10 protein-coding genes and 2 tRNA genes are annotated in these 14,608 nt (G+C 57.4%); 2 read left to right on the forward strand and 10 right to left on the reverse strand.

The features are described 5' to 3' along the window. Positions 1 to 220 precede the first annotated feature (220 nt). The 3 genes from ABJL60_RS21450 to ABJL60_RS21460 all read right to left on the reverse strand — a co-directional run bounded on the left by ABJL60_RS21450 (position 221) and on the right by ABJL60_RS21460 (position 4,898). Positions 221 to 2,551: a calcium-binding protein gene (locus tag ABJL60_RS21450; protein ID WP_348318741.1), complete on the reverse strand. Its 2,331-nt coding sequence runs from the start codon at positions 2,549 to 2,551 to the stop codon at positions 221 to 223. Between the two features lie 179 nt (positions 2,552 to 2,730). Beyond that, positions 2,731 to 3,393 (reverse strand): ABC transporter ATP-binding protein, encoded by a 663-nt coding sequence (locus ABJL60_RS21455; protein WP_348290791.1) that lies wholly within the window; start codon positions 3,391 to 3,393, stop codon positions 2,731 to 2,733. A 5-nt stretch (positions 3,394 to 3,398) separates the two neighbouring features. Further along, positions 3,399 to 4,898: a sugar transporter gene (locus tag ABJL60_RS21460; protein WP_348373327.1), complete on the reverse strand. Its 1,500-nt coding sequence runs from the start codon at positions 4,896 to 4,898 to the stop codon at positions 3,399 to 3,401. Between the two features lie 64 nt (positions 4,899 to 4,962). On the opposite strand from ABJL60_RS21460, the gene ABJL60_RS21465 reads away from it, so the two are divergent. Next, positions 4,963 to 5,799 (forward strand): ABC transporter permease, encoded by an 837-nt coding sequence (locus tag ABJL60_RS21465; RefSeq protein WP_348290786.1) that lies wholly within the window; start codon positions 4,963 to 4,965, stop codon positions 5,797 to 5,799. A 297-nt stretch (positions 5,800 to 6,096) separates the two neighbouring features. On the opposite strand, the gene ABJL60_RS21470 is transcribed toward ABJL60_RS21465, so the two are convergent. From ABJL60_RS21470 to ABJL60_RS21485, 4 genes are all read right to left on the reverse strand, one after another. Next, positions 6,097 to 7,704: a DUF1217 domain-containing protein gene (locus tag ABJL60_RS21470; protein ID WP_348290784.1), complete on the reverse strand. Its 1,608-nt coding sequence runs from the start codon at positions 7,702 to 7,704 to the stop codon at positions 6,097 to 6,099. A 78-nt stretch (positions 7,705 to 7,782) separates the two neighbouring features. Further along, positions 7,783 to 8,745 carry a glycosyltransferase gene (locus tag ABJL60_RS21475; RefSeq protein WP_348373326.1) on the reverse strand — a complete coding sequence of 321 codons (963 nt, stop codon included), beginning with the start codon at positions 8,743 to 8,745 and terminating at the stop codon, positions 7,783 to 7,785. Positions 8,746 to 8,808: 63 nt separating this feature from the next. Further along, positions 8,809 to 9,813 carry a ParB/RepB/Spo0J family partition protein gene (locus tag ABJL60_RS21480; protein ID WP_348373325.1) on the reverse strand — a complete coding sequence of 335 codons (1,005 nt, stop codon included), beginning with the start codon at positions 9,811 to 9,813 and terminating at the stop codon, positions 8,809 to 8,811. 87 nt (positions 9,814 to 9,900) lie between these two features. Then, a complete protein-coding gene (locus ABJL60_RS21485) occupies positions 9,901 to 11,280 on the reverse strand; it encodes an AAA family ATPase (protein WP_348373324.1) in 1,380 nt (459 codons plus the stop codon). Positions 11,281 to 11,681: 401 nt separating this feature from the next. Here ABJL60_RS21485 and ABJL60_RS21490 point away from each other — a divergent pair, with 401 nt between their 5' ends. Then, positions 11,682 to 12,692 carry a replication initiator protein A gene (locus ABJL60_RS21490; RefSeq protein WP_348373323.1) on the forward strand — a complete coding sequence of 337 codons (1,011 nt, stop codon included), beginning with the start codon at positions 11,682 to 11,684 and terminating at the stop codon, positions 12,690 to 12,692. Positions 12,693 to 12,765: 73 nt separating this feature from the next. Here ABJL60_RS21490 and ABJL60_RS21495 read toward each other — a convergent pair. The 3 genes from ABJL60_RS21495 to glf form a co-directional block, all read right to left on the reverse strand. After that, positions 12,766 to 12,841 (reverse strand) — tRNA-Asp (locus tag ABJL60_RS21495). A gap of 8 nt (positions 12,842 to 12,849) precedes the next feature. Next, positions 12,850 to 12,924 (reverse strand) — tRNA-Glu (locus tag ABJL60_RS21500). A 531-nt stretch (positions 12,925 to 13,455) separates the two neighbouring features. Beyond that, positions 13,456 to 14,601 carry a UDP-galactopyranose mutase gene (glf, locus tag ABJL60_RS21505; RefSeq protein WP_348373322.1) on the reverse strand — a complete coding sequence of 382 codons (1,146 nt, stop codon included), beginning with the start codon at positions 14,599 to 14,601 and terminating at the stop codon, positions 13,456 to 13,458. Positions 14,602 to 14,608: the final 7 nt, after the last annotated feature.

The raw sequence follows: 14,608 nt of genomic DNA on the forward strand, positions 1-14,608 counted from the left end.
ACAACCACTGCTGTCTCACTCAAATCTCCATGCAGCACCTGCTGCATCTGCAATCCAACAATCGAACATGTCACACACATGGTCAACCCCTTCCAAAACTAAAAGACTCGCCCCCAAAGCAAGTTGCGCAACCTTTAACAAGTTCGCGCGATCTGCACCAGTGCGGCAAAGGAACAACCGCCGATTGTGCCGCTTAGGTCACAGGGACGTTCCAGCGTGACTAGAATATCTCGATGTTGTTGGCGAACCCGTCCAACGAACGGCCCCAGAAAAACACGATCTTGTCGCCGCCCCCAAAGTCCAGCACCGCGTTGTTGCCCTCGATGCTGCCAAATTCCTGCACCACCTGCCAGCCAGTGGTTTGCCCGTCCAGAAGGTTGGAATTGAGCCTTAGAATATCCTCGTCGCGATCAAACCCGATCATCAAATCGCGATCCATGCCGCTTGCAAACACAAAGGTATCGGCGCCGGTGCCCCCTTTGACGTAATCCCAGCCCCCGCCCGGCACGATTGTGTCGTTGCCCGACCCGCCAAAAATACGGTCCGCGCCGTCGCCGGAAATCATGTGTTCATCGCCCTGATTACCAAACAATGTGTCATTGCCGGATCCGCCATACATCGTGTCGTCGCCGACGCCACCACGGAACCAGTCATTGCCCTGATTGCCATACAGCGCATCCGATCCCCCGCCCCCGTTCACCGTGTCGTTTTCATCGGCACCGCGCACCGTGTCATCGCCGCGCTGGCCAAACATGCGGTTGGCGCCCTCCCCGCCCGCGATGGAATCGTTGCCATCGCCACCATAGATGAAATCATCCCCCGTCTCGCCGTTCAGCACATCGTTGTCGCGTCCCCCCCGCAGGGTATCGTGACCACTGCCCCCCCAGATCAAATCGTCGCCGTACCCGCTGACCAACATGTCATCGCCGCTAAAACCATACAGCGTGTCGTTGCCTTCCAGCGCCGACAAGCTGTCCACGCCGCTGGTGCCTGTCAAAATATCGGCTGCACTGCTGGGGGCTGTGGATTCCGTATCATCAGCACTGTCGTCATAATCGATGGGCAACGCCCGTGTCGGGCCAAGCATGATCTTTTCACGCACCTGATTGGGGTTCAGCCCGCCGTTGGCCCCCTTCAAAACATCCAGCACTTCGTCGTTGTGGGTGATGCGCACCCCGCCCTCGATCTCAACAATGTCCAATTGGTCCACCGAATACAGAAACGACCAGAACGACAGGTCGATAAAGTCTTCATTGACCTTAAAATCTTCGATCGTGTCCCGCACCCCGTCTTGGGCAATGATAAACACATCTGCCCCGCTGCCGCCGCGCAACGTATCGCTGCCGCCCCCGTCCATCAGCGTGTCCTGCCCGCCACCACCGTAGAGGCTGTCGTTGCCATTCTGACCTGCCAAAATGTCCTGAGACCCTGTGCCGGACAGGGTTTGCCCCCCGCTTACCGCCAGCCGCGTCTGGCCCTGCCCCGCCAAGTCGTAACTCAGCTGCGTCAACCCAGCCTCAGCCCCGGAGGCTGCGAAAATCTGCAAGTCGCCCCCCGCATAGGCCAATGTGATGGCGGTGACACCGTTCAGCCCTGCCTCGACGCTGTCGGCGATGGTATCAAGATGCTGCAAGGTGCCATTGGGCAGGACAGAAAACAGGGTGATGCCATCGTCGCCACCGCCCGCCGCCACAAACCAGCGCCCGTCTATTTCGATGCTGTCCACGGCCTGCACCCCGCCAAACCGCATATCCAGACTATCCAGCATATGATCGGTCACAGTCAGCTGGCCGTTGGAGGCAATCTGCATCACGGTCAGCGCCCCACTGCCACCATTGGTGGGCATGGACGCCACCAGCACAAAAGACGTGACCCCTATGGTCATGACCATCATGTCGGTGGGGATCATGATGCCAACGCCGTCTGCCGGGCCGATGCTGTCGGCCAACACCGGATCAAATCCGTTCATACGGTAGCTGCTGATGCCGCGATCCCCCATGCTGGCGGCCAGCATGATTTCGGTGCCCCCCGCAAGCGTCACCATTTTGACATCCGACACCTGTGTGGTGTGACTGGATCTGGTGTCGGCTTCGGTGTGGCGCAGGGTCAGCCCGCTGTTCGATTGGGTGTAAAGCTGGGCGCCCGTGCCGCTGGTATCTGCAGTCACGATATGGCCTGCGTCAGTTTCCGCCAAAGCGGTGTAACTGCCGTTGCCGGTGACATCCATGACAGCGCGGCCACCCAACTGGCCCACCCCCGACAGATCATAGCTGATGATTTTTCCCGCCGAGATGCCGCCCACCAACAGCGTGCCACCCCCATCTACCACTTCGATTTCCGCGCCCTGCCCTGCAAAGCCGTCCAAATCGAACAAGGCCGTGTCAATCAAAGACACAACCCCGCTGTTGGATAGAAAATAGCTGGTGACCCCGCCGCCAAATCCGGTGGAGGCATATAGGATCGTACCAGCATCCACGACATGCGCTTCCAAATCGCGCACGCCAAAGTCCAATGCATCCGTGCCTGTTTGCAAGACACGCAAAAACTCCATGCTCGGCATACCAATGCCACCCCGAATTCAAACCCACTCGGGGTTAAACTGGCGCTGCAACGGACCTTAAAGGGTGCGAAATTGGGGCGTAGATGCGAAGAAATCCGCGTATTTTCTGCAAGATGTTAAGCATGACTGGATGAAACACGGGTAGACAAAGCACCGCCCGCAGCAGGGGATCAGTGGCCGCTTTCCACCAGAAACTGATGGCGCGAAATGGCCTCTTCGAGATCCTCGAAATAGGTCAATTCCCCTTTGTTCAGCACCAAACCGCTGTCGCAGAAATTGCGCACGGCCCCCATCTGGTGGCTGACCATAATGGCACTGGAGGTCTTCATGCGATCGTGAAAGACCGCACGGCTTTTTTGGTTAAAGGACGCATCCCCCACAGCCGTGACTTCATCCACAAGATACGTGTCGAACCGGATGCCCATGGACAGACCAAAGCCCAACCGTGCGCGCATCCCCTGACTGTAGGTGCGCACCGGCATAAAGAACTGATCGCCCAATTCCGAGAAATCCAACACAAAAGCCACCAACGCTTCGGTGTCCACGCCGTAGACCCGCGCCACAAAACGCACGTTCTGCGCCCCCGACATTTGCGGGTGAAACGAACTGCCGAAGCCCACAGGCCACGAAATGGTGCCATCAGTGATCACACGGCCTTCGTCGGCGGGCAAAATACCCGCAATGATCTGCAATAGGGTCGATTTACCGGCGCCATTCAGCCCCAAAAGCGCCAGCGATTTGCCCGTAGGCAGGGTCAGGTTCAGGCCGTTGATGACCGTCTTGCGCCGGCCCCGGATCCAAAAGCTTTTGTGCAGGTTCTCAAAGCGGATCATGCGGGTCAGCGGCTGTCGCGAATGGAATAGTAGATCAGCGCCAGAATGGACCAGATCAACCCCACAAACAGACCGATCATGCCCAGCAACACCCAACGGCGGGGAAATTCCGAAGACTGCGGCAAGGTGGGACGCACATAGGCCTCCAGATAGCGGCTTTGGCGGCCTGCATTGTTGCGCGCCACGTCCAATGCCGTCAGCGCGGCACGGTAGCCTTCTTCGGCAAATTCGCGGTCCACCACCAGCCCTTCGAATTCGGCCAGCAAGGTCGGGTAATCTTCGCCGCCCACCGTGATGTCGCCCGAGGCCACGTTTTCGCGTTCAATGACAATCCGGTTCTTGATGACTTCAATGGTGCGGCGGGCCTGTTTGACACGCGGATCATTTTCCGAAGACTGATCCAGAAGCACATCCAGATCGATCAAGGCCTGCGCCAGCTGGGCCTGCAAATTATTGACCACACCAAGACGGCCCTGAAGGTCGGTGGCCGGGTCCACGATCTGGGTGCGGGTGCGGAACAGGATCAGCGCCTCGCGGGCATCTTTCAGCCGTCTCAGCGACACTTCCAGATCGCGCTGCGCATAGCGCAACAGATCGTCGCGCGCCTGATCGTTCAGCGCGTTGATCATGTTCTGGCTTTCTTCCACGATTCCTGTGCCAATGGCTTGGGCCGTCTTTGCATCAAAGGCCAGAACACGCAGTTCGATCAAGCCACTGCCCTGATCGTAAGACACACGGACGATGCGGCTCCAATACCAGACAAGTTCTTCGATGGTGGCGTCGGGCCAAATGGCAAAAATGACATCATCCGGCCAAGGTTGCGCGTAATGGCCCCGCAGATCAAAGCGGTCGTCGATGCGGCTGACCATTTCCTGACTTTGAATGAATTCATACAAGATATCGGCGTCCGAGGTGCTGGACCCGCCAAATAAATCGCCCAAGCCGTTGCCCAGCAAATCCGCGCTGGAACTGCCGCCTTCCTGACGCACAGTGAACCCCACAGTCGAAGCATATTGGTCGGTGCTGACGGCCCACAAATACCACGCCGACACCAGCAAAGGGGCCACGATCAGCGCAAGGGCGGACAGCACCAGACCCCAATGCCTGCGCCGCATACCGGCGTTGGTGGCCATGGGGGCGATTTCGACCACTTTGGGGGGCAGGTTCTGTTTGCCCTTGCCTTTGCCTTTTGCACCGGGGCCTTTTGCACCGGGGCCGGCTTTGGGGCCTTTGCCCTTTTGGCGGGGCCCGTTCTGAGGCCCGTTCTGAGGCCGATTTCGGGGCCGATTTTGAGGGGGCTCGTTTGATTTGGCTGTATCAGGGGCCTCTTCAGTTGCGGGTTGCACAGAGGGTTCTGCGGCCTCCGCCCCTGGGGCTTGGGCCACATCGCGGGAAGCCGCCTGAGGGGCCTGAAACTTGCGCATGCCTTTGCGCGGGGCTGTCCCGTCGGCATCATTTTGCGCGGCGCCTGTTATGGACGTGTCAGAGTTTACTTTATCTTCCAACGACTTACACCACCCATAAGCGATTTGATTTCCTGTTCTCATTTCTACATAGTCGGGGCAGAAAATGCCAGCTTCATGGTGCCCCTTGTCCGACAGCAGCTTCACACCACCTCTTGCCCCCCTCAAACCGCCGCGCCGGTCTGCGGGACGGTTGCGCACGATCACCGCACTGATATTGCGCGAAATGGCATCGGTTTATGGGAAATCACCGGGGGGCTATATCTGGGCGTTGCTGGAACCCATTGGAATGATTGTCCTTTTATCACTCGGATTTTCACTTTTGCTGCGCACACCATCTTTGGGCAACAGCTTTATCCTGTTCTACGCCACGGGGTATCTGGTCTATAATATCTTCCCCAAACAGTCACAGGTCGTGGGCAACGCGCTGACCTTTTCCAAAGCACTTCTGACCTATCCGGCCGTAAGCTGGCTGGATGCGGTGGCAGGGCGGATCATCCTGAATATGCTGACCAGCGTAACCGTCAGCTACATCCTGCTGGCCGCAATTCTGGTGCTGGTGGACAGCCGTGTGGTGCTGTCCTTTGGGCCGATTTTTCAAGCCTATATTTTATGCGCCTTGCTGGGGATCGGGGCCGGTTTGGTCAATTGCGCTATCATCGGGTTTTTCCCAGTCTGGCGCACCATATGGTCAGTGGCGACGCGCCCTTTGATGCTGGCCTCGGGTGTGATTGTGATCCACGAGGACCTGCCACCCTTCGCGCAAAGCCTGCTTGTCTATAATCCGCTGATGCACGTGACCGGATTGATGCGCGAAGGCTTCTATCCGATGTATGCGCCCCAATATATTTCGCACACCTATGTGCTGGTGATCGGGTTAAGTCTGATCGCCTTGGGGCTGATGCTGTTGCGGCGGTTCAATCAGGAAATCCTGAACCGCTAGGCTCAGGACCCATTAATCTTAATGCCTCAGCGCGATTTTCGTAGCACCAGAGGTGCCCCTACGGGGCAACATATCAGAGGCTTGGAGTGCGCCGATAAGAGTGGTTCTCTTTTCAAGCGGTCCAGGACACTGAGATGAAGTGAAAATCGCGTCTCTGATTTCCCTGATTTGGCTTGTGAGCATCGTTGCATCTGCTTGAAATAGAAAAACTATTCCTGCGCAGCCGCGCCTCGTCACAAAACAAATCAGGGAAACTGAGGGAATAAAATTAATGAGTCCTGAGCCTAAAGCGCGGTTTCAGAACTGGAAGCCCGACAACAACGCTGATGCCAACCCCGCGCTGCTGGTGCTGGCGCCCACGGTGCTATTTTGTTGCAGCAAATAGGTTTGGCGCAGTTGGTCCAGCACATCGGGTTGCGCATAATCCGCCACATCGCTGGTGTCGAAAAACTGCACCGAGCGGGCTTTGAACTCCGTCAACTGCGCGTCGATGTCGATATTCCCGAAGCTTGCGGGCAGACGAAACGCACTTTCAAAAACAGACCGCAGCGCAGGCGATGCCATCACCGCAAACCAGCGCGAATTCTCTGAGGTGCTGGCTTCGATCACCGTATCCAGTTCGCGTTCCAGCGCCAAAGCCACCCGCAGTGAATTGTCTGAATTGCCCACTTCGATTTCAAACTGGCGTTCAGAATAATTGGCGGTGATTTTGTCGGCAAACCCTGCCGGATAGGTCCGTTCTTCGGCGACGGGTTGAAAATCAAACGCATTCACAAACGGGATGTAGCGTTCGTCCTGCAGCAGCCCCACCAAGGATTGCGGGTCGGTTTTGTCCGCCTCCAAAAGCCGCTGCGCATAACGGGTCTGGGCGGAACTGGTTGGCAGGTCAAAGAAGTTGCTGGTGGCGATGAACAACCTGAAATCGGTGAACAAATCGCTAGGTTCCTGCAAGGGGGTGTCGCGGTCCAAAACGGCCTCTACGAACTTTTCGGCTGTGCTGGGCGGCAATGTGTCCGGCGCCACAGCAGGCGTGCGGTAAAATTCAAAGGCTTCGGCCATCGCCACATAGCGCGGGTCGTTTTGTGCGTTCGCCACAGACGCCGCATCGCTTAGGTCAGACGTCAACACATCCACCATGAAATCGGGCCGGTAGACTTCATTGTCCAGATTGAACATCTTCAGCGCCGCTTCAAACAACACCTCGTTTTCAACAAGGTCCTCGGCGGTTTGCAAACCGTCAAACTGCCCCTCGAACAGTTGCGCAAAGGCAGTGATGCTTTCGTTGGCTTTGACCTTTTCGCCAAACCCGAACACTTCGGAAAACTCCGCATAGCGCGTGTCGCTCAGCTGGTTGGCGAAAGACCCCGGGTCAGCCAGATCACTTTCCAGAACCTGCTTTAGAAAGAACACATCGCCTGCGTTGCTTTTCAAACCGAAGCTGTCCAATGCGGTGCGCAACAGCGGCCCGTCTGTCAGCAAGTCATCCGATGTTTTCAGCCGCGCCAGCTGGCCGGAAATATCGGGGCTGGTGTCTTCGATGTCCAGTTGCGGGCCATCGTCACCCTGAAAATTGAACGCTTCGGCCAACGCGAAATAGCGTTTGTCTGCCAGACGGTTGGCCAGTGACGTGCTGTCGTCCAGATCGGAATCCAACACCCGTTCGATGAACGCCCGGTTGTCGATGTCATCATCCAGCCCGAACGCCCCCAAAGCGACCCGCAGCATGGCGCGATTGTCCATCAATTCCTCGGTGGTTTTGATGCCTTCAATCTTCTCTTTGAACTGTGCAATGTCCCGCGCCACCTGCGGCGACTGGTTGTACAGGTCCTGTTGCGTGTCACGGGTGCGGTTCAGGAAATTATACCCCGTCACACCACCGCCCAGAAGAATAGGAGAAAAAGTCATATCATTCGCTCACACACCATTGCGCGTAAGACCATAGCACCCAAAATTTAACGATCAGTTTGGATTTTGCCGACAGTTTTAGCGGTCAGGCTGCGCCAGCTTTTGCACGTCATCAAACGTCATGTCCGTGCGCTGCGCCAATCCGTCTTTGATCGCCCGTTTTAACAAGGCGCGATACGCCGCCCCCTGCCCCGCGTAGCGCTTTGCCTGCATCCACCACCGCAGCGCAAATGCGGCCGCCACAGGGTAAAACAACAGCCCCGCCGCGCTGCGGTACACCATCAGCTGGTTGCGCCGCATGTAGTAGACTTTCCACAGTGGCTGAATGGTGCCGTCATCTTCGCCAAAGGTTTCGCAATCGTGCTGAAAATGCAGATCCGGATCAAAGGCCACCCTGCCCCCGGCGCGGCGCAGCGCGAGGCTATACAGCACGTCGTCACCGTATAAAAACAAGCGCCCCTGCGGCAGCCCCGCCATTTCAATGGCCCTGCGCGACCAGAACAGCCCCACAAATGACCCGCCGTCGATGTCGGTGGGTGCAGGCGCCACATAGGCGCTGTCGTCGATGTGAAAGCCGCCCCTGCCCCCTGCGATGCCCTTCAGGAAGCCCCCAAAGCTCCAGAACGGGTTGCGCCAGGGGCGGTTCATTTCGCAAATGCCGCCAGACGGATAGCGCACGGCTGTCACCCAAGCCTCACGGGTGGCGCGGTTGGTGTTTTGGAACGTCTCGAGCGTGCCAGCCGCGGGTCGCCCGTCATCATCCATCATCACGACCCAATCTGCGTCCGTATGATCGCGCACATAGGCCAGCCCTACCTCAAAGCCGCCTGCCCCACCAAGATTGGCGCCTTGCGTCAGAACCGTTACGCGAATGTCTTTATGGGCCGCCAGCCAATCTGCCGTACCGTCGCCGGATTGATTATCGACGACAATGACCTCGCCCAGCACATCCGCGTCACTGACAAGCAACGCCGCCAGCGTCTTTTGCAGCTGGTCCAAACGGTCACGGGTGACGACAAGAGCAACAAGGCGGTGGGTCATTGGGGGCCTTTCAGGGGCAAAATCAGGAGCAAAAAGTTTCGCACGCGAAACATTTAGTCACCTTTAGGTTACATTTTCCTGTAACCAATGCAGCAGCTTCTCACGCACTTCAGCTGTTAGGGCGGGGCCCTGCAGCACGATCTGGTCAGACTTGGGGCTGTGCACTGTCAATCCTGGCACGACACTCTGCGCTTTAGATTTAGACTCTGATACTGGCTTTTTAGGCTCTGATTTTGTCAAGCACTGCGCAATCACATCCCATTCGGCCTGCGCATCTTTTGTATCTGCCTGCAAGGCCACAACCAATCGCGCGGCAAGCCCCGCATCAGCATCCAAAGCCCGCGCCAGAACAAGCCCGTTCTTTTCTGTTAGCCCCTGCGGATGCTGTAACGCCCCATCCAAGGCCTTCACAACTGGAATAAAACTGCCGATCTTGGATCTGCGCGGTGCGGGGGACGCACGAAACAGCACTTTTAGAGCCTGTTTTTCGTTGCCAAACACGCCTTGGGCCGCAGCCTGCACCACAATATGGGCGCGTTCATAGATGCTGAGGTTCGCGCGGATCTCGTTTTCTTCAACCATCGACACATAGGCGTCAGCCCCATCTGCAGGGGCGCGCAAAAAGGCCAATACAGTCTCTGATCCAAGCCGTTTAAGCGCTTCCAGACGCCGCGCCCCTGAAATCAGGCCATAGCGCCCGCCGTCTAGTTGTACCACTTCGATGGGGCTTTGTTGGCCACGGGATTGCAAGCTGTCCATCAGGCTTTGCATGTCATCTGCATCGATATGGGCGCGGTCGCGGACAAGATGAGCTGCGTCGATTTGGTCCAGCGCAATCTCCAGCACCATACGGCCCGTTGCGCGGGCCTGCGCCATTTCATCGGAAAGTTCCGCCAGGGCCGCCGTCGCCGCCGCATCACCCGCCACCGCTGAAATGGGCGCCGATTGTGATCGCAGACCTTCCCAGCCGTCTTTGTATTTCGGGAACATCGATTTCGTCTCTAATCCGCCGTCTTGGGTCGGAAGATAGTCCGGATTTGCAGGAGTCAATCGCTTGCGCTTGGCCATGTTATGTCTCCTTGTGTCCCGGGAACTTTGGAAAAACAGGGTTAATATCCGTTAACCATAACGTGCGCCCCACCGTGACAGTGCCCATCACTCTGCCGCCTCGACATTTTGCGCCAGCTCATCGCGCCGCCAGGCCCCCAACAACAGGTGTTTTAACCCTGCATAGGTCGCATCGAACGTCTCGCGGCCCCGCACATATGTTTCGCGGTTAAAGTTGCGGTAATCCGCCTCATAGATGCCTTGCACCTGTTCACCGACCTGCCCAATAAGGGCTGTGAAATCTTGCCGGTGCGGTGATAATGTTGGGCCCAGATAGGCCTGCATAAGCCCCGCCAGCTCTGCCTGCTGTGTGCCGTCATACCGCGTGATCACAGCACGCACCGCGTCCCATTCAAACGCCAGTTCTTCACGTCCCAAGGCCCGTGCCGCCAGGTTTTCGCTGTCTTCAATCGATCCGAATGTCGTCCCCAACATATCGAAAAACCGCCCCGTGCTGTCAAATTCAAGGAAAGACGCGCCCATAGGCACCAGCAAAATATCCGCCGCCGCCAACCCGTTAATGGTCAGGTAGCCAAGGGCAGGGGGCGTGTCGATGAAGATCACATCGTAGGCGTCCAGCACCCCGTCCGCTTCAAGCGTTTCAGTCAGCGCATCCCACAGCTTCCAACCGCGCCCCTGCATCCGCCAGACGGGGATTTGGAATTCAGCCCAATACAGGTTCAGCTGCGCACCGATCAAATCAATGTTGGGCCAGTGGGTGGATTGGATGACGTCCTGCGCCTTCACCTCAAGGGCGTCCGTCAGCGTGTCGTCCAAAGGCAAAGGCTGTTCGCCCCGATCCAGGCGACGCTGGTTTTCGTGACGCAGGTGTCCGGCATAATGGCGTGCCAGCAGGGGAAACACGGTGCCCCATTCGTCCTCAACCTTGCCGCCAAACACGGACGTCATAGAGCCTTGGCTGTCCAGATCCAGCACCAGGACCTTGTAGCCGTCCAACGCCGCGCTCATCGCTAGATGGGCAGCTGTTGAGGTTTTGCCAACGCCGCCTTTGAAATTCGCCACCGCGACCATTTTCGCAGGCAAGTCTTTGGGGCGGTAGGGGAGGTAGTCTTTGGCCTTTGATCCTTGGGTGCCAAAGAAGGCGCGCAGGCGCAACACCTCGTCCAGTGTGAACCACTTGGCGCCGCCCTCTGTTTCAGAGCGCCCCTGAGGCAAATCAGGGTTGGCTTTCAGCACGCGGCGGAAATGGCCAACCGCGACAGGGATCAGGTAGCGGGTGATTTCCCATGTGGAAAAGGGGCGCAACGTGCGCTGCCCATTTTCCTCCAACCCGCGAGACGCAAGATCAGTGCGCCCCCGTGCACAGGCTTCCGCCATTGCGGTGAAGCCAGCTGTGCTGGTGGACTGGCCCAAGCCTTGCGCGGCTTTATCGGGATCAATATTGAAATAGGGTGGTGTGTCTGTCATCTGGCCCCGGCACTTTGATGTGTGCTGTTTCGGGCATGATACCTGAAAAGACCGTACATGAAAGCAAAACGCGCACATTTTGCAAAAACACTTTATTTTCTAAGCAAATGAAGCATGGCTTTGGGCTGATTACGACAGGTATTTTCTTTTTGATCCGTTATATCTTGTTAATTAATCGTTACAGGGATCGGGGTGTCACGCCAACATATTTGATTCACTGGGCTTTTTGAGTTTTTTGAAGGTTTAAGCGACTCTGAAACCACGCTCGGGCGACTCTGATCCCACGCAGCACTGACTCTGATCCCCCGTTCTGCCCCTAGCCTGATCCTGTGGATAACTTTAGGGTGTCATTAAAACCCCGAAAGCGGGTGATTCCGAAACATCGGACGAGAAGAGCAGACATGGCAACAGGGCAGGGGGCGTTCCCCGACCGTCACGGCACGGCAGATTTTTTCATATGTGACATCTTTGATGCCGCCCCTAAAGATGATCTTGGGTCGATGGAGCACCCTATCTTTTCGCTGTCCACACGACCTGATCGGCGTGTTTTGTCCTATGAACACAACGGCACCACCATTGATGTGACCCCGTCGGTGAAAGGCCGTGCGACGATCCATGACAAAGACATCCTGATCTATTGCATCAGCCAGTTGATGGCGGCGGTCAACGCAGGCCGCGCTATTTCGCGCACCCTGCATCTGACGGCACATGATCTGTTGGTGGCAACCCACCGCGACACGTCAGGCGACAGCTATGTGCGTCTGCGAGAGGCGTTTGAACGGCTTGCCGGCACCCGCATCACCACCAACATGACGGCGGGGGGCTTTGAGACGACACGCGGGTTTGGGCTGATTGAGTCTTGGGAGATCGTGCGCAAATCCCGTGCGGGCCGCATGGTGTCTGTGACGGTAACCCTGTCGGAATGGCTGTTTCAGGCGGTACAATCCAAAGCGGTTTTGACCCTAAGTAGAGACTACTTTCGCCTGCGCAAACCACTGGAACGGCGGATTTACGAATTGGCACGCAAGCACTGCGGGCGTCAGCCCGAATGGAAAGTCAGCGTGGCGACGCTGCATAAAAAATCCGGGTCCGCTTCGCCCCTGCGCGTGTTTCGTGCAGCCCTGCGCCGGATGATCAAGGACGCGCAATTGCCCGGCTACGAGATGTCCGAGGTGCCCGGTGACATCATGCGGTTCGCGCGGCCCACCGTGGTCGAGGACACCGCACCGCGCTTTGATGGGGATGTTTTGGATGACGCCAAACGCCTCGCCCCCGGGTTCGATGTCTATGCACTGGAAGCCGAATGGCGCGGGTTCTGGGTGGCCTCTGGTCGCCCGCGTCTGGGATCGCCGGAGAAGGCGTTTCTGGGCTGGGTGAAAGCCAAGATGAACGACGGTGGGACGCGGGGTTAAGACGCGTCACGCTTTTTGGCGTCTACATAGGACCGCAACACGGCGTGTTGCCATCAGTCTCTTCCTGTCAGCGTGGCGGTCGCGACGGGGCTCGAACCCGCAACATCCGGATAGACAATCCGGCGCTCTCCCAATTGAGCTACGCGACCATATCAGTTGGTAGGGCGTACGGGAATCGAACCCGTGTTCTCCACTCGAAAGGTGGATGTCCTGACCGCTAGACGAACGCCCCAAAGCTGATGAGAGGGGTATAACGAAGTAGGTCAGGGGATGTCAAATTAACATTTAAAAACAATATGTTAGGCAATATTTTTCCGTGCCGTTGGTGAAGGAATCAACAGATGCACCGGGACGCCGGAGTCGTATGCGTATGGGGTATGCTCCGGAGGGCATGCGCATTTGGCATGGCCTCCGGTGTATCGTCGGGTTCTTCGAACGGCTGATGGGTCACAGCGCGGGTCTCCTTTGTTGATGTTGAGTTTGAGCAATAAAAAAGGCGGCTCCCAGAAGGGGCCACCCGGAAAGAGAAAGCAGGGGCTTTCTCTGCGATAAGACGCGCGGATTTACACCGCGCACCCTTCCGGGGCGGCTATATCCAAATCTCGTTCTGAGCGTTGTCGTATCATTACCAATCCTATCGCGGCCTCTTTAACGGCAAGCGGTCTGGTCAGGCAAGCTTTTCTATGGTGGTACTGCCCGGAGACACGCCGCAGGCGCCGGGCGTTTGATCGCCAACCACGCGCCGTCAATCGCCTTCTGTGACCTAAAGCGGCGCCGCCGAGAACGTCGGTGCCGTTCCGCTTTCCAAGAACCCACGTGCCAGATCCAACGCTTCGCGAATACACACATCCATGTCGATGTAGCGATAGGTGGCCAAGCGGCCTACGAAGGTCACACCGGGGGTGGCTTCGGCCATCGTGACATATTCTGTCAGCAATGCTTTTTCATCCACCAAGCGGATCGGGTAGTAGGGGATGTCGTCCACACCGCACAGCCGCGAAAACTCGCGGTAGCAGACGGTGCCCGCGTGATCCTCCCACGGGGCGAAGTGTTTGTGTTCGGTGATGCGTGTGAACGGCACATCCGCATCGCCGTAGTTCATCACGGGGATGTCTTGATAGTTGCCTGTGTCGGTGAACTTCTCAAAATCCAACGTGCGGTAGCCAAGACGCCCCAGCTTGTGGTCGAAATACCCGTCCAAAGGACCGGAATAGAACACGTGATCGCCGTTGTGCACGGCCGCATCATAGGGGGTGTTCAGCGATACGGTGATGTTTGGATGATCCAGCATTGCGGCCACCATAGGCGTGTAGCCGTGGCGCGGCAGCCCCTGATGGGGGTGGTTAAAATAGCTGTCGTCGTCCGTAAACCGCAGCGGCAACCGTTTCAGGATCGACGCAGGCAGGTCGCGCGGATCACAGCCCCATTGCTTGATGGTGTAGCCTTTGAAAAACGCCTCGTACAGCTCGGGGCCGATGAAGGCCAAAGCCTGTTCTTCAAAGTTCTGCGGGTCGGTGATGGTGCTGTCGGCTTTGGCGGTGACAAAGGCCTCGGCCTCGGCCTCTGACATGTGGGTGCCAAAGAACTGGTTGATGGTCGACAGGTGGATGGGCATCGCAAACACCTCGTCCGCGCCGCCGCGTTTGATCTTGGTCAGCACGCGGTGGCGGTAGGGCACGAATTCGGCATAGGCGTTCACATAATCCCAGACCTCTGTGTCGCCTGTGTGGAAGATGTGCGGCCCGTAAAGATGCACCATCACCCCTGTCTCTGTGTCGCGTTCCGTGTGGCAGTTGCCTGCGATGTGGCTGCGCGCCTCGACGATATGGGACGTGTGCCCTGCCTCAGCCAATTCGCGGGCGATGATCGCGCCGGACAGGCCGGCACCAACGATAATGACATGAGACATGGGGGAT

This window comes from Ascidiaceihabitans sp., from assembly GCF_039986515.1.
GTDB lineage: Bacteria > Pseudomonadota > Alphaproteobacteria > Rhodobacterales > Rhodobacteraceae > Ascidiaceihabitans.

Excerpts from the sequence above, each read along its gene's own strand:
- glf (WP_348373322.1), bottom strand. The coding sequence starts at position 14,601 with ATGTCTCATGTCATTATCGTTGGTGCCGGCCTGTCCGGCGCGATCATC.
- ABJL60_RS21455 (WP_348290791.1), bottom strand. The coding sequence starts at position 3,393 with ATGATCCGCTTTGAGAACCTGCACAAAAGCTTTTGGATCCGGGGCCGG.
- ABJL60_RS21490 (WP_348373323.1), top strand. The coding sequence starts at position 11,682 with ATGGCAACAGGGCAGGGGGCGTTCCCCGACCGTCACGGCACGGCAGAT.
- ABJL60_RS21450 (WP_348318741.1), bottom strand. The coding sequence starts at position 2,551 with ATGGAGTTTTTGCGTGTCTTGCAAACAGGCACGGATGCATTGGACTTT.
- ABJL60_RS21465 (WP_348290786.1), top strand. The coding sequence starts at position 4,963 with ATGCCAGCTTCATGGTGCCCCTTGTCCGACAGCAGCTTCACACCACCT.
- ABJL60_RS21475 (WP_348373326.1), bottom strand. The coding sequence starts at position 8,745 with ATGACCCACCGCCTTGTTGCTCTTGTCGTCACCCGTGACCGTTTGGAC.
- ABJL60_RS21480 (WP_348373325.1), bottom strand. The coding sequence starts at position 9,813 with ATGGCCAAGCGCAAGCGATTGACTCCTGCAAATCCGGACTATCTTCCG.
- ABJL60_RS21485 (WP_348373324.1), bottom strand. The coding sequence starts at position 11,280 with ATGACAGACACACCACCCTATTTCAATATTGATCCCGATAAAGCCGCG.
- ABJL60_RS21470 (WP_348290784.1), bottom strand. The coding sequence starts at position 7,704 with ATGACTTTTTCTCCTATTCTTCTGGGCGGTGGTGTGACGGGGTATAAT.